A 17,542-nucleotide genomic window follows, 5' to 3' on the forward strand; every position below is an offset into this window, starting at 1 on the left:
GATGCCGTCGATCAGCGAGTGGCGGCAGCCGTACTTGTTGTCGAACTTCGACTTCGTCACGGCGTCGTTCACGTTGATCGCCGGGAACAGCAGGGTGCCGGCCTGCATCATCTCGTAGAGGCGGTGGACGCCGGTGGTGGTCTCCTCGGTCACACCGCGGATCTCGGACGCCAGCTGGGTCCACTTCTGCGGGCTCTCGGCGAGCGTGCGGTTGAGGAGGCGGAGGATGTAGCCGTACTCCTCGCTGTCCGCGGTGGACGGGTCCGGGGCCGAGCCGGCCTTCTCGAACTCGACGCCCTTGTGGACGAGGAGGGTGGCGTCACCACCGTCGTCGAGGATCATGTTCGGGCCGCCGGTGGGCGTGTTCGGCCAGGTCAGGGCCTGCTCCGTGCACCACCAGTACTCCTCCAGGGTCTCGCCCTTCCAGGCGAAGACCGGGACACCCTGCGGGTTCTCGGGGGTGCCGTTGGGGCCGACGGCGATGGCCGCGGCGGCGTGGTCCTGGGTGGAGAAGATGTTGCAGGAGGCCCAGCGGACCTCGGCGCCGAGGGCGACCAGGGTCTCGATCAGCACGGCGGTCTGCACGGTCATGTGCAGCGAGCCGGTGATCCGGGCGCCGGCCAGCGGCTGCTGCTCGGCGTACTCGCGGCGGATCGACATCAGGCCGGGCATCTCGTGCTCGGCGAGGGTGATCTCCTTGCGGCCGAACGCGGCCAGGGAGAGGTCGGCGACCTTGAAGTCCTGCTTGGCGACAGTCGTCATGACTGGAGCTGCTCCTCGTCAATCGGGTTCGAGGGGTCGAGTGGGCACCTGGCACCGCAGCTGTGGGCGACGCGGGCATACGAATGCCCGGGTACGCCCGCGTGGGTCCGCGGTGCAGTCGTCGGAGGCCCTCTCTCCCTCGGCCGGTCCATGTACTGACCGCCCGACCGCCATCAGCAGCGACGTCTGGCTGGTCACGAATCTACACCGATCGGCGCAGCGACCCACAGTCCGTCGGTCGCGGAACCCGTGCGGGATTCGGCCGGATACGGGCTCGACAAAAGGTCCTGCGACCCGCACATTCAGGGCCTTACGGACTTTTGACGCCAGATGCGTGTCCGGCACGATGCTCGGGAGGCCGGAGCGCAGCAGCCCGGTGCAGGCAGCGGGAGGAACAGCCATGAGGAGAAGCTCGTGACCAGTCCGGCGGGCGGGCAGCAGAGGCCGAAACTGCTCGCGGTGACCGCGTGTCCGACCGGCATCGCCCACACCTACATGGCCGCCGAGAAGCTCGCGCAGGCCGCCGAGGCCGCCGGCGTGGACATGAAGGTGGAGACCCAGGGCTCTATCGGAACCGAGAACACACTTAGTGACAACGATGTCAGTCATGCCGACGGCGTGATCGTCGCCGCGGACAAGGACGTGGACCTGAGCCGGTTCGCGGGCAAGCGGGTCCTCGTCGTCGGCGTGGCCGAGGGCATTCGCCATCCCGAGCGGCTGATCGAGCAGGTGCGCAGCGCGCCCGTTCACGGCGAGGGCAAGGGCGACGGCAACAGCGACGGCAACAGCGGTGGGGGGCGCGGGGGCGCACCCGGTTCGAGCCGGTCAGGTGGTGGTCCCGGCGGTGGCGGGAAGGAGCGGAGCGTCGCGTACAAGGCGCTGATGAACGGCGTCTCGTACATGATCCCGTTCGTCGTCGTCGGCGGTCTGCTCATCGCGATCTCGCTCGCCGTCGGCGGCCACGCGACGCCCGACGGGCTCGTCATCCCGAAGGGCTCCTTCTGGATGGACGTCAACAACATCGGCGTCATCGGCTTCAAGCTGATGGTGCCGATCCTGTCCGGATACATCGCCTACGCCATCGGCGACCGGCCGGCGCTCGTGCCCGGCATGATCGGCGGCTGGATCGCCAACGACGGCTCGCTGTACCACTCCGAGGCGGGCGCGGGGTTCATCGGCGCCATCGTGACCGGCTTCCTCGCCGGTTACCTGGTGGCGTGGATCAAGAAGGTCCGGGTCCCGAAGTTCGTCCAGCCGATCATGCCGATCATCGTGATCCCGATCCTGGCCACCACGGCACTCGGACTGTTCTTCATCTACGTCATCGGTCAGCCGATCTCATGGGTCTTCGAGCACCTGACGAGCTGGCTGGGCGGGATGACGGGCACCAGCGCGATCCTGCTGGGCGCGATCCTCGGCCTGATGATCGCGTTCGACATGGGCGGTCCGGTCAACAAGACGGCGTTCCTCTTCGGCGCGGGACTCATCGCGACCGGCAACCAGACCGTCATGGGCATGTGCGCGGCTGCCATCCCGGTCATGCCGCTCGGCCAGGGCCTGGCGACGCTGCTGCGCCGCAAGCTGTACACGGAGCAGGAGCGGGAGACCGGCATGGCCTCGCTCTTCATGGGCGTGTTCGGGATCTCCGAGGGCGCGATCCCGTTCGCGGCGGCCAGGCCCGCGCAGGTGATCCCCGCGAACATGCTGGGCGGCGCGGTCGCCGGTGCGCTCGCCGGCATGGCCGGCGTGACGGACGCGGTGCCGCACGGCGGGCCGATCGTGGCCGTGCTCGGCGCCGTCGGCGGAGTGCCGATGTTCTTCCTCGCGGTGGCAGCGGGCACGATGGTCACCGCCCTCGCCACCAACGCGCTCATCGACATCCGCGAGCGGCGGAACCGGGGCCGGGCGCCTGCCGCCGTGGCCGGGGCGGTGCCCGCTGCCGCAGCCGGAGCTGTGCCTGGGGCAGTGCCTGCCGCCGTGCCCGGGTCCGTGCGCGAGTCCGTGCTGGTGGGTGGGAGCGGCGGTGGGAGCGGCCTCGCAGGAGGGACCTCGTTCGCGCCTGTGCGTACGGCCTCGCCCGTATCCGCCACCAAGGGCCTGCCCGTGCCCGACACCGAGGGCCTGCCCGTGCCTGTGCCCGACGCCGCGACCGTGCCCGTGCCCGGGCCCGAGCCCGTGCCCGTGCCCGTGCCCGTACCGGACCAGGAAACGACTCAGGTGCTGTCCGGGTATTTGACCGGGCGGACCGTGAAAGCTCGGCTCGACGCCGGTGACAAGGATGCGGCCATCCGCGAGATGGCGGCGCTGCTGGCGACGACCGGCAAGGTGACCGACCTCGACGGGCTGGTCCGGGCCGCGTTCGCTCGGGAGCAGCAGGGCACCACCGGGCTCGGCGAGCAGATCGCCATCCCGCACGCCAAGACGGACGCGGTCACTTCGCCCGTCGTGGGCTTCGCCCGCTCGCCCGAAGGTGTCGAGTGGGGTTCGCTCGACGACACGAAGGCCCGGCTGATCTTCATGATCGCGGTGCCGGAGGCCGCCGCCGGGGACGAGCACCTGCGGATCCTCGCCCTGCTCTCCCGGAAACTGATGGACGCGGACTTCCGCGAGCGACTCCTCGAGGCGTCGGACCGTGCGGACGTCCTGGGGTTGCTCGGCGAGATCCGGTAGGGCCGTCGCCTGGAGAGGCACCGACCCACCGGCCGCGTCCTTCCGCTGTCGGCCCGCACCTATAGGGTGCGGGCCGGACTGCTGGAGGGCTGAGGGATGAGACCGGGGCGGGGACTGCGGATCGCGGGCGGTGTGCTGCTGGCGCTGGGAGTGGTGCTGATGGCCGGAGGCTGGGTGCTGCGGAGCGCTTATCCGGGCCACAACGTGCCCGCGGCGTCGATGCGGCCCACCTACGAGCCGGGCGAAACGCTCTTCGCCGAGAGCGTCGAACCGTCGGAAGTGCGGCGCGGCGACGTCGTGCTCGTCTCCGTGCCGCAGTGGGGCACCGGTGACGTACTCGTCGTGAAGCGCGTGATCGGGGTCGGCGGTGACCGGATCAAAGCCGACGAACGGCAGGTGTTCGTCAACGAGCGGCCGCTCTCGGAGCCGTACGTCCTCGACGGCGACTCTGTCGCGGGCTACCCCTTCGAGCAGATCGAGGTCCCGGAGGGGCGGCTGTTCCTGCTCGGCGACAACCGGGGCGACTCCTTCGACTCGCGCTTCCACCAGGAGCTCGACGGCGGGACGGTCCCGGTCGCGGCCGTGCGGGAGCGGGCGATCGACAGCCCGCTGGGCGCGGTCGGTGCCGTCGTCGGGTTCTTCGGGGGTGCGGTGGTGCTCCTCGTCGGGTTCGGCCTCGGCCTCGGCGGGTGGCTGACCGGGCGGCGGTCGGCCCGTCGTACCGGAACCGGACCGTCTGTGCCTCCCCCGTACGTCCCGACCCAGGCGTGACATCCCAGGCGTGACGGCCAAGGTGGGACGGCCCAGGGGTGACCCCAGGTGGGACAGCCCACGCGCCGGACATGCGGGAGGCCCCGGCCTGAGTACCTCAGGTCCGGGGCCTCGCACGTGTCCGGCGGTCAGGCGCCCTTGGCGGCGGCCTGCTCGCTGTAGACGTCCGGCTCCAGGTAGATCACCCGGGCGATCGGGACGGCGGCGCGGATGCGCTCCTCCGCCGCGTCGATCGCGCGTGCCACCTCGCCGGCGGTGTCGTCGTGCCGGACCGCGACCTTGGCCGCGACCAGCAGCTCCTCCGGGCCGAGGTGGAGCGTGCGCATGTGGATGAGGCGGGTGACGGTCTCGCCGTCGACGATCGCCGCCTCGATCTTCTTCACCTCGTCGACGCCGGCGGCCTCGCCGAGCAGCAGCGACTTGGTCTCGGCGGCGAGGACGATCGCGATGAGGACCAGCAGCACACCGATGCAGACGGTGCCGATGCCGTCCCAGACGCCGTTGCCGGTGGCCAGCGCCAGGCCGACGCCGCCGAGGGCGAGGACGAGGCCGACGAGGGCGCCGAGGTCCTCCAGGAGGACGACGGGCAGCTCGGGGGCCTTCGCCCGGCGCACGAACTCCTTCCAGGACAGGTTGCCGCGGATCTCGTTCGACTCCTTGATCGCGGTGCGGAAGGAGAAGCTCTCCGCGATGATCGCGAAGACGAGGACGCCCACCGGCCAGTACCAGGCCTCGATCGGGTGCGGGTGCTTGATCTTCTCGTAGCCCTCGTAGATGGCGAACATGCCACCGACCGAGAAGAGCACGATCGAGACGAGGAAGGCGTAGATGTAGCGCTCGCGGCCGTAGCCGAAGGGGTGCTGTGGCGTGGCCTCGCGCTGGGCGCGCTTGCCGCCGAGCAGCAGCAGTCCCTGGTTGCCGGAGTCGGCGAGCGAGTGGACGCTTTCGGCGAGCATCGAGGACGAACCACTGAAGAGGAACGCCACGAACTTGGCTGCGGCGATCGCGAGATTGGCGGCGAGCGCCGCCACGATCGCCTTGGTTCCGCCTGACGCGCTCATGGGTCTGTGTGTTCCCTTCGTCGGTTCGCAGCGCCGTCCGCCGCTGTACGGCGGGTCATTGTTCCATCAGGCCACGACGGTCGCGCGGAAGACCGTCCCCGTACCGGACAGTTCGGTCTTTTCGCCTGCCGGTACGAAGACGGACTCGCCCGGCGCGAGGGTGACTTCGCCGGCCTTGGGGCGGCCGGCGACCGAGAGCAGGATCTGCGGCGTCGGGGCGGTGAGGTCGGTCGGGGCGGCGCCCTCGGCCCGTACGAAACGGGACAGCCGGAACTCGTCGATGGGGGTGTCGTAGACCTCCTCGCCCGACGGGGAGGCCTCGGGGCGCAGGACGTCCGGGTCGGTCGGCTCGAAGCGGACGACGCGCAGGAGTTCGGGGACGTCGACGTGCTTGGGAGTGAGGCCGCAGCGCAGCACGTTGTCGGAGTTGGCCATGATCTCGACGCCGAGCCCGTCGACGTAGGCGTGCGGGACGCCGGCGCCGAGGTAAAGGGCCTCGCCGGGCTGGAGCGTGACCGGGTTGAGCAGCATCGCGGCCAGCACACCCGGGTCGTGGGGGTAGTGGTGGGCGATCCGGGCGTACGGGGCGTGGGCGCCGCCTAGGCGGGCGGCAGCGTGCGCGGCCTCGGCGACGGTGTGGGCCATCGCTTCGTGGTCGGCGGTCAGCAGCGCGGTCAGGACCTCGCGCAGCGCGGCCTCTTCGGGGTGGGCGTGGAGGAGGTCGACGTACGGCTTGAGGGAGTTCACGCCGAGCGCGGCCATGGTGTCGGCGGCCTCGACGGGCTCGCGGAAGCCGCACATGCCGTGGAACGGCGTGAGCGCGCAGATGAGTTCGGGCTTGTGGTTGGCGTCCTTGTAGTTGCGCTGCGGGGCGTCGAGCGGGATGCCCGCGGCCTCCTCGGCGGCGAAGCCCTCGCGCGCCTGGGCGAGGTCGGGGTGCACCTGGAGGGAGAGCGGGGCGCCGGCGGCGAGCACCTTGAAGAGGAAGGGCAGCCGGGGCCCGAACTTCTCGACGGCGGCCGGGCCGAGTTCGCGTACGGGGTCGGCGTCGATGACCTCGTTGAGAGGACCGCGGTCGGTGCGGGAGGGGGCGCCTGGGTGGGCGCCCATCCACAGTTCGGCCTGGGGCTGCCCGGTGGGGGCGACGCCGAGGAGTTCCGGGATGGCCGTCGTCGACCCCCAGGCGTACGGACGGACGGTGTTGACGAGGCGGTCCATGGGGCTTCCAGCTCTTTTCAGTGCGGTGATGCGGTGATGGACGTGGGGGCGTCAAGGGTGGGGCGGGTGGGACGGGTGGGGGCGGCTGTGTGGTGGGCGCCGGGTCTGTGGGTCCTGCGGGTCCTCCGGGTCCTCCGGGTCCGCGGGGGCCGCGGGGGGCGCCTGGGATCCGCCGAGGCCCTTTTCGGAGTGCGGTCAGGGCCCACCGAGGTCTTTCAAGGGGCTCTCAGGGGCCTTACGAGGGCTTCTGGGGCCTTCTGGGGCTTCTCGGGAAGCTTCCGGGGCTCTCGGGAGGCTTCCGGGGGGCTTCTCGCTTGTCGCGGCTCGGGGTCGTCGGCTGATCTGGCGGGCTTCGGGCGGGTCTGAGCGGGCTTCCGGTGGGCTTCCGGTGGGCTTCCCAGTGGACTTCCCGTGGGCTCGCTCGGCTCCCGGTGTTCCTTGCGGGACCGGTCGGCGCCTTGCGGCTTCCGGCGGGCTGCCCCGTCGCTACTCGGGTGCTCGGCCCGCCGAGGCTAGGGAGAGGTACACGGCGGCGAAGTCCGTGACGGCGAGGAGTTCCGCCAGGTTCTCCAGTGGGCTGCCCTCCTCCGGCTCCAGTTCGCTGATCGCCGTGCCGTGGCCGAGGGCGAGTTCGCGGGCGGCCGGGGCGGCGCTCAGCACGTTGCCTTCGGCCGGGCGGTCGCGGAGGAGGACGACACGGGCTCGCAGCGCCTGCTGCTCGTCGACGCGGTCGCGGAAGAAGTCCTCGGGGTCGGCGCCGGCCGCGTAGTCCCCGGCCAGCAGCATCCCGTGGGCGGGCAGCGCCTCCGGCAGCTCTGCCGCGAGCGCGGGCAGGCCCGCCAGCTCGGCCAGGACCGCGGCGAAGCGGCGGCCGGCCGGGCCGGCGGCCTCGCCCTCGGTCCAGACAAGCGGCAGCGAGTCGGCGAGCTCGGCGGCCAGCGTCTTCGCCGGGTTGCTGTACGTGGCGATGGCCGGGCCGCAGCGCTCCGCCGTACGGTCCAGGCGGTCCGCCACCTGCTCGAGCTCCTCCGACGGGGCCTCGACCAGGCCCACCCGGTCGAGCAGCGCGAGCAACGGCGTGAACAGCGCCCACAGGTCGCCCGGGCTCGCGGCGAGGGACTCCGCGTACTCCTCGGCCGTCTCGTGCGGGGCCAGCGCCATCGGTACGAGCAGGCCGCGCGAACCGCTCAGCGTCTCGGAGAGCGGGGAGTCCTTCGGGGCGACGGCCACGACGGTGATGCCGCGGCGGTACGCCTGCTCGGCCAGGAGCGCGAGGCCCGGCTCCGAGCCGTCCGTGGTCGGGATGAGCAGCAGGTCCACCGAACCCGCCCAGCCGGGCAGCGCCCAGCGCAGCGCGCCGGCCGCGGGAGCGACGCCCGTGGGCTGGAGGCGGATCACCGGGGCCGCGGCGCCCGCGAGGGCGCCCACCAGGTCGGCGACGCCGACGGCGGCGGTGCCGGGGCCGGCGACGAGGACGGCGCGCGGGCGGCCCTCGGGGCGCAGTGCCGAGATGCCGGCCTCGGCGGCGTGCCGGGCGGCGGTCCTTACCCGCGCGCCCGCCTCGGCGGCACCGCGGAGCAGGCCGCGGCGGTCGGCGAGGGCGAGGGCGTCCGGTGCGTCGAGGAGGGTCTCGTCGAGCATGTGGCGGGCCTCCGGTCGTCGGGGTCGTCGGAGCGGGGCCGGCCGGGTGGGCCGGCGGGGTCATCCCCCCGAGGGGTACGCCGAGGGGTACGCCGAGGCGTACGCGTCACCGCGTCCGCCTCGCGCCGCGTCCCGCGCCTGCTTCCCGGGGCGCGGGGCGGGCGTTCGGCGCGGGCTACTCGGGGCGGCGGGCCTCGTCGACCAGCAGGACCGGGATGCCGTCGCGGACCGGGTACGCGAGCCCGCAGTCCGTGGAGGTGCAGACGAGCTCCGGGGTCTCCTCCGCCGTCCGGTCGTTCAGCGGGGCGTGGCAGGCCGGGCAGGCCAGGATCTCCAGGAGGCCGGCTTCGAGCGGCATGAGTGGTCCCTTCGGACGGTGCGGGTGGTACGTGCGGGCCGCTGCGTGGCGGGGCCCGTACGTACGACGGTCTCGGGCCAGGTCAGCCTACCGCCGGGCCGCGGGCGGCGCGCCCGACGAGGGGCGGGGCGGCGCCGGGGCAACGGTGCGGGGTGGGGGCGGCGGGGAGGCGACGGGGAGGGGGTGGGTGGGGGAACGGGGGGCGACTTGTTGACGGCGCCGGCCGTGGGGTGGGGGCGGGTGCGCGTACGGCGGGTGACGGCGCCGGCCGTCGGGCGGGGGCCGGGTGCGGGGGCGGTTTGACGGCGCCGGGCGTCGGGCGCGGCGTGCGCCGTGCGGGGCGCGTGCTGAAGGGCGCCGCCGCAGGGGTGGCGGGCAGGTGCAGGGGCGGAACGCGCCCGCCGAGGGCGCCGTCCCGTGTGCCCACCCGTCCCGCCCCAGCGGGACGAATGCCCACACGGGGGGGAGTCGGGGGCACCGCCCGCGCGGAGCGCGGGCCCAGCGGGGTGCGGGGCCAGCGCCATGCGGGCCCAGAGAGGCGCGGGGCCCAACGGCGCGCGACGGAAGGCGGACTGCCGGGCCCGATGCGGCGCGGGCGGGCTCAGCCAGCGGGGGTGTGGGGGTGTGGCAGGGACCGCCCGGCGCGGAGCGGGAACGGCTGAGGCCCGCCCCGGGACGGGGCGGGCCTCAGACCGTTGTGGCTGCGTGGGCTTACGCGCGGACCAGGGTCAGGACCTCGTCGCGGAGGGACTGCATCTGGTTGTCGTCGCGGGCCTCGATGTTCAGGCGGAGGAGGGGCTCGGTGTTGGAGGCACGGAGGTTGAACCACCAGTCGGCCGAGGTGATCGTCAGGCCGTCGAGCTCGTCGAGGGTGACGCCCTCGCGGTCCGCGAACGCGGCCTTCACGGCGGCCAGGCGGGCGGCCTGGTCGGCCACCGTCGAGTTGATCTCGCCGGAGGAGACGTAGCGGTCGTAGGCGGAGACCAGGCCGGACAGCGGGCCGTCCTGGCCGCCGAGGGCCGCCAGGACGTGGAGCGCGGCGAGCATGCCGGTGTCCGCGTTCCAGAAGTCCTTGAAGTAGTAGTGGGCGGAGTGCTCGCCGCCGAAGATCGCGCCGGTCCTGGCCATCTCCTCCTTGATGAAGGAGTGGCCGACGCGGGTGCGGACGGGCGTGCCGCCGTTCTCGCGGACGACCTCCGGGACCGACCACGACGTGATCAGGTTGTGGATGACCGTCCCGCCCGGGGTCTTCGCCAGCTCGCGCGCCGCGACCAGCGCCGTGATCGCGGACGGGGAGACCGGCTCGCCGCGCTCGTCGACGACGAAGCAGCGGTCGGCGTCGCCGTCGAAGGCCAGACCGAGGTCCGCGCCCTCGGCGCGCACACGGGCCTGGAGGTCGACGATGTTCTTCGGGTCGAGCGGGTTGGCCTCGTGGTTCGGGAAGGTGCCGTCCAGTTCGAAGTACATCGGCACCACGGTCAGCGGCAGGCCGTCGAAGACCGTCGGGACGGTGTGGCCGCCCATGCCGTTGCCCGCGTCCACCACGACCTTCAGCGGGCGGATGGCGGTGAGGTCGACCAGGGAGAGGAGGTGGGCCGCGTAGTCCTTCAGCGTCTCGCGCTCCGTGACCGTGCCGGCCTGCGCCGCCGGCTCCGGAGCTCCCTCGTCCGACCAGCGCTCGACGAGCTCGCGGATGTCGGACAGGCCCGTGTCCTGGCCGACCGGCGCGGCGCCCGCGCGGCACATCTTGATGCCGTTGTACTGCGCCGGGTTGTGCGAGGCCGTGAACATCGCGCCGGGCAGGCCGAGCTGCCCGGAGGCGAAGTACAGCTGGTCGGTCGAGCACAGGCCGATCATGGTGACGTCGGCGCCGAGGCGGGCGGCACCGCGCGCGAAGGCGGCGGCGAGGCCGGGCGAGGAGGGGCGCATGTCGTGGCCGACGACGATCGCGTCGGCGTCCACGACCCGGACGAACGCGGCGCCGAACAGCTCGGCCAGGCTCTCGTCCCACTGATCCGGCACCACCCCGCGGACGTCGTACGCCTTCACGATCTGCGACAGATCAGCAGCCACGGATCAACCCTCCTGAAAGTCTCGGCAACACCACTCACGGACGCGCGGATGCGGCGCGCGTACGGAACGCCCAAACTACCCGGGAGGGGACCTTGATCAGTTCTCGGGCTCAGTTCGCGGGCAAAACCGGACCTGTTCCCGGGGAGAGGCGGGCCAGTTCCCGACGGCAGCCGGGATCCGCTCTCAGCGGCCCCTGATCAGTTGTCGGGGGAACGCAGCACCCTCAGGTGGCCCCTTCGGCCGACCTCCATCGGGTCGCCGCCGCGGCCCGGGCCGCCGGGCTTTCCGGGGCCGCCGCCCGCCTCGGCCGCGCGTTCCTGGGGGCGGGCCGCCTCCCGTACCGCGTTGGCGAGGGCTTCGAGGTCGTCGCCGCTGGGGCGGGTCGGAGCGGTGCCGTCGGAGAGCCGCACGACCTCCCAGCCGCGCGGGGCGGTGAGGCGCTCGCTGTGCTCGGCGCACAGGTCGTAGCAGTGGGGCTCGGCGTAGGTGGCGAGCGGGCCGAGGACCGCGGTCGAGTCGGCATAGACGTACGTCAGTGTCGCGACGGCAGGGCGGCCGCACGCGGTGCGCGAACAGCGACGTACAGGGCTCACGACGTTGGACGGTACCGCACTCTTGAGCGGGCCGCGACGACTCTCCCCCAGGTCACTCCACCGTGTCGCGGTGTGACGTCCGCCACGGACCGGGTCCGATCGCCCGTTCTGACCTGCGGGAGCGGCGCGGAAGGCGGGTGCGGGCGGTGCGCGATCCGGACAGCGTCAGGTGGAAAACCGGTCAATCACGGCCAGTCGGCCGATCCCTCGGGTCCCGGAAATCGCGCCCTGGCTTGGCCGGAACGGTCGTGTTGCGACAGCGCCGACCGCCGTACGCCACCGTGATGGCCGTTCAGGACCGGTCCGGGAACACCGGGGAGAGTTACGCTGCGTCAGTGACGGACAGCATCCAGAGCATGGAAAGCCCGGCGCCGCGCGTGCGTCGCCGCGACCGGCACGGCCGTGGCATGCGGGGGCCGGTCGCCCCGCCGCAGGTTCCGCTGTCCGCGAGCCGGGCGGACACCTTCCGCGATCTGGTCCTCGACTCGGTGGAACGGCTGGAGCGGCGCTGGCCGCAGCTGGCGGACGTCGAGTTCATGGTGATGGAGGTCCCTCCGCCGGTCTCGGGCGAGTCGGTGGTGCCGCTGGGCGGCTCGACGCCGGCCGAGAAGAACGAGCCGGCCCGCGTCGTCGTCTACCGTCGCCCGGTCGAGATCCGCTCCAAGAGCCGTGACGAGCGCGCGCTCCTCGTCCACGAGGTCGTCGTGGAGCAGGTCGCCGACCTCCTCGGCCTCTCCCCCGAGTCCGTCGACCCGCGCTACGGGCAGGACTGACGCCCCGTACGGGTCGGTCCTGCCGGGGCCTCGACGTCCCCGACCTCTCCTACCTGTTCCCGTCCTGTTCCCGTCCTGCTCCTGTGGACTGTTTCTGCCCACTTCTGTCCTGCTTCGGACTGCTCCTGCCCGTTCCCGAGCTGGGCCTGCCCTAGTCCTCCAGGACCGTCAGGTCCTGCTTCGCCTTCGGGACCTCCACCGTGCTCCGGTCGTCCGTGAGCGTCTGGACCGTGAACATCGGGATGCCGTCCTCCGGCACCTCCAGGGTGCGCGAGGCGTGTACCGGGCCGCCCGAGAGGTGTTCCACGGTGAGCGCGTAGGAGCCCTTGAGGCCGTCAGGGACGGGAGCGGCGAGCGAGGTGGTGGTGCCCGCCTTCACGGTGACGGTCTTGGTGACGGGCGTGCCGCCCTGCGTGCCCGCCGAGGCGGTGATCCGCACCTGTGCGGTGGCGCCCGGCGCGGTGAGGGCGAGCGTGGAGCCCTTGGCCCGGTTGTCGGCTACGGTCGCGCGGCCCTCGATCGCGGCGGCCGCCGGGATGAACGCGACCTCCTGCTTGTCGCCCTTGCCGCGGACCACCCGCAGCGCGGCGACGACCGGCGTGGCCTTCTTCGGGTCGGACGGCGTGAGGAGCAGCGAGCCGGGCTCGCCGCGGGTGAGGTCGGGCAGGTCGACGGCGGCGGTCATGCCCGACTTCACGTGCAGGGAGGACGCGCTCGCCGGGACGATCGTGCCGGTCGGGGTGACCAGCTGGACCTTCAGGTCGGCGTCGTCGTCGCCCGGCGCGTACGCCACGAGCCGGACGGAGGTGGCGTCGGCGGGGATGCCGGGCAGCACGGCGGTGCCGGCCGGGTCGGCGGCGGCCGGCAGCCAGTCGCTGCCCGCCGTGTCGTCGGCGGCGCCGACGACGGCGCCGACGCGTCCGCCGCGGGTGGACACGTGAACGGTGAGGTCCTGCTGCGCGGGGTCGGTGGTGAGCGGGGAGAGCAGCACCCGCACGGTGGAGTGGCCGGGGACCTCGATGCCCTTGGTGTCCTGCAGCTTGAGGGCGCCCTCGGGGCCGTACAGCTCGATGTCGGCGGTGGCGCTCCTGTCGTCCGGGTTGGTGAGGTGGACGTAGTCCTGGCGCTGCTTGGCGGTGGAGGCGGCCGGGAACCAGAAGTCGGTGTCCGGGGCGGTGCAGGTGACGCCGAGCAGGCCGCGTGCGCCGCCGGCCGGGACGACGGTGGTCTGCTGGACGGTCCAGCCGGGGGCGAGGGTGCCGTTCGCGGAACCGGTCAGGGCGGGCGCGTCGGCGCCGTTCGCCTCGGCGCCGACGGGGGTGCCGGGCTTCGTGACGGTCGCGGGCGCCTTGGGCTCCTTGCCCTTCTTCGGCGGGGTGTCGCCGGGAATCGGCGCCTCGGGGGCGGGCTTCAGCTCGGCCCTGGCTGACTGCGCCGCCTCCGACTGCGAGCGCTCGCCCGTGGCGCCCTTGGCGGCGGGCGTGTACGAGGTGTACGTGGTCTCCGCGACCTCCGAGCTGCTCGGCGCGGGGCAGAGCAGGCTGGTGCGCTCCACGGGCAGCGGTGCGCGGGCCTCCAGGGTCTGCGTCGTGATGCCGTCGGGCGCGGTGAGCGCGGCGACGCCGGTCACCGCGGCCAGGGTGGTGGCGACGGCGATCAGGGAGAGGGTCGTGCGCTTCACTGGTTGCTGCTCCCGTCGGGACGCTGCTGGTGCTGCTGGTGCGGCTGGTGCGGCTCTTCCTGCTGCTGCCCGTAGCCGTACGGGTCGTACGTCTCGTACGGCTGCTGCTGCTCGTAGCCGTTGGGCTGGGCGTACGGGTCGTACTGCTGCTGGGAGCCGTACTGCTGCGGGTCGTACTGCTGCTGCGGGTCGTACCCCTGCTGCGCGTACGGGTCGTACGCGTACTGGTCCTGGTAGTAGCCCTGCTGGGCCCACTCCTGCTGGGGCTCGTAGGCCGGCTGCTCGGGTGCCGGAGCAGGCGCGGGCACGGATACGGGTACGGGTCCGGGGCCCGGGCCGGTCGCGGGCTCCGGTGCGTACCCCGGCTCGGGGGCGTACCCCGGCTCGGGGGCGTAGCCCGGCTCCGGTGCGTATCCGGGCTGCGGTGCGTATCCCGGCGCGGGCGCCGGGGCCGGCTCGGGTTCGGCGGCCGCGGCGGCCTCCGCTTCGGCGGCGGCGCGCAGACGGCGGGCGCGGCGGCCGTCGCCCTCGGCGGCGGTGGCCTGCGCGGGGATGGCGAGCTCCTCGTCGGGCAGGTCGTCGTCGATGTCGCGGCGGCGGCCGGGCAGGGCGAGGACGAGCAGCACGACGGCGAGGAAGACCTGGGTCCAGATCCACGCGGTGTGGGTGACCGGCTGCTGGTGGGTGAGCTCGAGGCGGCCGCCGCCGGCGGGCAGTTCGAAGCCCTGGGCCCAGCCGTCGACGGTGACGGGCTTCAGCTCCGTGCCGCCGAGGGTGGCGGTCCAGCCCTCGTCGGCGCGGTCGGCGAGGCGCAGGACGCGGCCCGCGCCGCCCGCCGGGATCTCGTACCGCGCGTCCACGGGACCGCCGGCGACGGCGTCCAGCGTGGTGCTCTCCTTGCTGCCGTCGCCCTTCGCGGCGGTGACGACCGTCGCCCGGCCGGCCGTGCGGTCGCCGACGGCCCACAGGGCGCCGCCGTCCTGCTCGCTCTGGCGGTTCAGGCCGGGAGTGGCGTCGAGGACCCGGATCATCTGGCGCGGCGCCCCGTCCCGTACGAGGACGAAGCGAATCGCGAAGCCGCTGAGGGCTTCGGTCTGGTCGGCGCCGGAGCCGGCGACCAGGTGGGCGACGGCCTTGTCCAGGAGCGGTTCGCTCTCGCCGGTCATGGTCAGTTCGGCGTCGCCGAGGTGCGCGCCGGAGCCGCGGACCAGGGTGTACGAGACCTCGCCGGCCGCGTCGCCGCCGAGGACGAGGGTCCGGGGCTGGGCGCCCTGACCGCTCTCGTACGCCACGAAGGCGGGAACCTGCACGGGGTCGCGGCGGGTGAGCGGGCCGTCGGCGCCGCCGATCATCCAGCCGGCCGCGGCGACCAGCGGGCCGGCGGCGCAGGCGAGCGCGACGAGCGCGGCGACGGGCTGGCGCCAGCCGAAGCCGTGGGCAGCGACCCGGGTGCGGCCGCCTTCGGCGCCGATCGTGCCGGCGGCGAGCAGGGCGGCGGCGTAGACGAGGGTGGCGGGCCCGGCCCAGCCGGTCTCGGCGTCACCGGCACCGTTGGTGAGGACGGCGAAGAGGAGTCCGGCGAGGGCGGCGGCCCAGGCGGCGCGGACCGCGAAGGCGCGCTCCTCGCGCAGCAGGGCGGCGAGCGCGGCGAGCACGAACCCGATGAGGACAAGTCCGCCGGTGGTGCCGGGGCCGCCGGGGCTGCCGCCGAGCAGGTCGAGCGCGGAGGCCGTGCCCGTACGGACGTCGAGACCGGCCTCGCGCAGGAAGGCGGAGGGGCTGGTCAGGAGGGACAGCGACCAGGGGGCCAGGACGAGGATCGGGGTGCCGGCGGCGGCGAGGAAGCGCAGTCCGTAGGCGGTGATGTCGTCGCGGCGCAGGACGAGCACGCCGATGCCGAGGACGACGGCGAGCGGCCAGACGACCGGGGTGAACGCCGTCGCGAAGGTGAGGAGGAAGGTGTACGCCCAGGTGGCGCGCCAGCTGCCGCGCTCGCCGGGGGGCCGGTTCAGGCCGTGGGCGGCGACGGCGGCGCGGGCGATCAGCGGCAGCAGGATCGCGAGGACCGCGGTGCCGAGCCGGCCGGTGGCGAGCGCGCCGGTGGCGGAGGGCAGGAAGGCGTAGGCGACGGCGGCCCAGGCGCGCAGGAGCCGGGACTCGACGATGCCGCGGGAGGCGAAGTAGGCGGTGACGCCGGCCAGCGGGACCGAGCAGACGAGCAGCAGGGTCAGCGCGAAGGAGGTGGAGCCGAGGAAGAGCGCGGAGAGCGCCGCGAGGACGGCGAGGTAGGGCGGGGCGGTCTGGGTGCCGCCGGTGCCGATGGCGTGCCAGCTGTCGGCGTAGCGCGACCAGAGGCCGGAGACGGTGTCGGGGGCGGGCAGCAGGGCGCCGCCGGCCAGCGAGCCGCCGCCGAAGAGGTTGCGGCAGGCGACCAGGGAGACGACGAGGAGCAGGGCGAAGAGGACGGGGCCCGGCTTGCGGGCGATCTTCTTCAGGCGGGCGAACTGCTCGATCTCCAGGTAGTCGGCGTCGTCGCCGCCGGGACCGGACTCGACGGCGCCGTGCCGTGAGCCGCCGGAGTCGGCGTCGGAGCCGCCGAAGTGGGAGACGAGCTGTTCGGCGGCGGCGCGGACGGTGGCGCCGGGCGCGGGGAAGAGGGAGCGGAGTTCGCCGGCGGGGACGGCGGGGTTCTTGCGCCGCTTGCGGGCGGCGAGGATCTTCTCGGGCCGCAGCAGGGTCGCGAGCAGACCCATGATCTCGTCGACGGCCTGGCCCGGGGCCTTGCCGACGAGGTAGGCGAGGGTGCGGAGCAGGGTGCCGAGGACGAGCCGGACGAACACGTACGGCAGGGCGGCGCCGCGGGTGTTGGCGAGCAGGGTGTAGACGGCGCCGGCCTTGTCGACGCGGTGCGGGTTGGCGGCGGTGCGGCCCGCGCAGTCGACGGTGCGGCGCTCGCGGGCGGAGGCCTCGGCGTGCCGGAGGACGGCGTCGGGCGCGACGAGGACGCGGTGTCCGGCGGCGTGGGCGCGCCAGCACAGGTCGACGTCGTCGCGCATGAGGGGCAGGCGGCGGTCGAAGCCGCCGAGTTCCTCGAAGACGTCGCGGCGGACGAGCATGCCGGCGCTGGAGACGGAGAGGACGGAGCGGATCTGGTCGTGCTGCCCCTGGTCCTGTTCGCGGCGGTCGAGGCCGGTCCAGCGGCGGCCGCTGCGGGCGATGGAGACGCCGGCTTCGAGGAGCTGCTTCTTGTCGTACCAGCCGCGCAGCTTGGGGCCGATGACGGCGGCGTGCTCGTCGGAGTCGGCGACGCGCAGGAGTTCGGTGAGCGCGCCGGGCTCGGGCGCGCAGTCGTCGTGGAGCAGCCAGAGCCACTGCACCGGTTCGCCGTACGGGAGTTCGGGCAGGTCGTAGTTCTCGTCCTGCCAGGTGCGGGTGACCGGGTCCCAGCCGCTGGGCCGCTTCAGGTACGGGAGTTCCTCGGGTCCGAGGACGGGCGCGGTGCGGGCGGCCTCCTCGACGGCGGCACCGAAGCCGGTGCGGCGCGCGAGGTGGAGGACGCGGTCGTCGCCGAGGGATTCGGCGAGCAGTCGCGCGGAGTCGTCGGCGCTGCCGGTGTCGGCGGCGACGGCGTTCTGTACGGGGCGCTCCTGGGCGAGGAGCCCGGCGAGGGCGTCCGGCAGCCAGCGGGCGCCGTCGTGGGCGACGAGCACGGCGGTGACGACGTGTCGCGGAAACTCAGGAGTTGAGGACATCGAGCTACGGGCCCTCCGGCCGGGGGTCGCCCGCGGGGGGCGTGGGTGCGTCTCGGACGGAGGCCCACACTAACGGCAGAGGAGGAGGGGTGGTGCTTCCGCGCCTCGATGGAGGGGCGGTGGCCGGACGACGGGGGCGGCCGAACCGGTCGGGGGCCGGCCGGTTCGGCCTCACGGTGACGGCCGACC

12 protein-coding genes are annotated in these 17,542 nt (G+C 73.6%); 3 read left to right on the forward strand and 9 right to left on the reverse strand.

Going from position 1 to position 17,542, the window contains the following annotated elements:
* Nucleotides 1-762: adenosylhomocysteinase (locus tag ACFWJO_RS36210; RefSeq protein ID WP_386872248.1), on the reverse strand; the 762-nt coding region annotated here is incomplete at its 3' end.
* Between the two features lie 414 nt (nucleotides 763-1,176).
* Here ACFWJO_RS36210 and ACFWJO_RS36215 point away from each other — a divergent pair.
* Together ACFWJO_RS36215 and lepB are read left to right on the forward strand one after the other, a co-directional pair.
* A complete protein-coding gene (locus ACFWJO_RS36215; RefSeq protein WP_386872250.1) occupies nucleotides 1,177-3,432 on the forward strand; it encodes a fructose-specific PTS transporter subunit EIIC in 2,256 nt (751 codons plus the stop codon).
* Between the two features lie 96 nt (nucleotides 3,433-3,528).
* Nucleotides 3,529-4,203, forward strand: coding sequence for a signal peptidase I (gene lepB, locus ACFWJO_RS36220; RefSeq protein ID WP_386872251.1), 675 nt, complete (start codon nucleotides 3,529-3,531; stop codon nucleotides 4,201-4,203).
* A 128-nt stretch (nucleotides 4,204-4,331) separates the two neighbouring features.
* On the opposite strand, the gene ACFWJO_RS36225 is transcribed toward lepB, so the two are convergent.
* The 6 genes from ACFWJO_RS36225 to ACFWJO_RS36250 all read right to left on the reverse strand — a co-directional run bounded on the left by ACFWJO_RS36225 (nucleotide 4,332) and on the right by ACFWJO_RS36250 (nucleotide 11,147).
* Nucleotides 4,332-5,264 (reverse strand): cation diffusion facilitator family transporter, encoded by a 933-nt coding sequence (locus tag ACFWJO_RS36225; RefSeq protein ID WP_386872253.1) that lies wholly within the window; start codon nucleotides 5,262-5,264, stop codon nucleotides 4,332-4,334.
* Between the two features lie 66 nt (nucleotides 5,265-5,330).
* The gene (manA, locus tag ACFWJO_RS36230; protein ID WP_386872255.1) at nucleotides 5,331-6,482 is read right to left on the reverse strand and encodes a mannose-6-phosphate isomerase, class I; all 1,152 of its coding nucleotides are present in this window, start codon (nucleotides 6,480-6,482) and stop codon (nucleotides 5,331-5,333) included.
* Between the two features lie 486 nt (nucleotides 6,483-6,968).
* Nucleotides 6,969-8,123: an SIS domain-containing protein gene (locus tag ACFWJO_RS36235; protein WP_386872257.1), complete on the reverse strand. Its 1,155-nt coding sequence runs from the start codon at nucleotides 8,121-8,123 to the stop codon at nucleotides 6,969-6,971.
* A 175-nt stretch (nucleotides 8,124-8,298) separates the two neighbouring features.
* Nucleotides 8,299-8,481 (reverse strand): Trm112 family protein, encoded by a 183-nt coding sequence (locus ACFWJO_RS36240; protein ID WP_128985075.1) that lies wholly within the window; start codon nucleotides 8,479-8,481, stop codon nucleotides 8,299-8,301.
* A 711-nt stretch (nucleotides 8,482-9,192) separates the two neighbouring features.
* Nucleotides 9,193-10,554: a phosphomannomutase/phosphoglucomutase gene (locus ACFWJO_RS36245; protein WP_386872259.1), complete on the reverse strand. Its 1,362-nt coding sequence runs from the start codon at nucleotides 10,552-10,554 to the stop codon at nucleotides 9,193-9,195.
* Nucleotides 10,555-10,751: 197 nt separating this feature from the next.
* The gene (locus ACFWJO_RS36250) at nucleotides 10,752-11,147 is read right to left on the reverse strand and encodes a DUF3499 domain-containing protein (protein ID WP_385695986.1); all 396 of its coding nucleotides are present in this window, start codon (nucleotides 11,145-11,147) and stop codon (nucleotides 10,752-10,754) included.
* A 356-nt stretch (nucleotides 11,148-11,503) separates the two neighbouring features.
* Between ACFWJO_RS36250 and ACFWJO_RS36255 the strand changes: the two genes are divergently transcribed.
* Nucleotides 11,504-11,920 carry a metallopeptidase family protein gene (locus tag ACFWJO_RS36255; protein ID WP_386872265.1) on the forward strand — a complete coding sequence of 139 codons (417 nt, stop codon included), beginning with the start codon at nucleotides 11,504-11,506 and terminating at the stop codon, nucleotides 11,918-11,920.
* 151 nt (nucleotides 11,921-12,071) lie between these two features.
* Here ACFWJO_RS36255 and ACFWJO_RS36260 read toward each other — a convergent pair whose 3' ends face one another.
* A complete protein-coding gene (locus ACFWJO_RS36260) occupies nucleotides 12,072-13,601 on the reverse strand; it encodes a DUF5719 family protein (RefSeq protein ID WP_386872261.1) in 1,530 nt (509 codons plus the stop codon).
* Nucleotides 13,598-17,353, reverse strand: a complete 3,756-nt coding sequence (locus ACFWJO_RS36265; protein ID WP_386872263.1) for a glycosyltransferase family 2 protein — start codon at nucleotides 17,351-17,353, stop codon at nucleotides 13,598-13,600. Before ACFWJO_RS36265 ends, ACFWJO_RS36260 begins: the two co-directional genes overlap by 4 nt.
* Nucleotides 17,354-17,542 lie beyond the last annotated feature (189 nt).

The organism is Streptomyces sp. NPDC127092 (assembly GCF_042722475.1).
Taxonomy (GTDB): domain Bacteria; phylum Actinomycetota; class Actinomycetes; order Streptomycetales; family Streptomycetaceae; genus Streptomyces.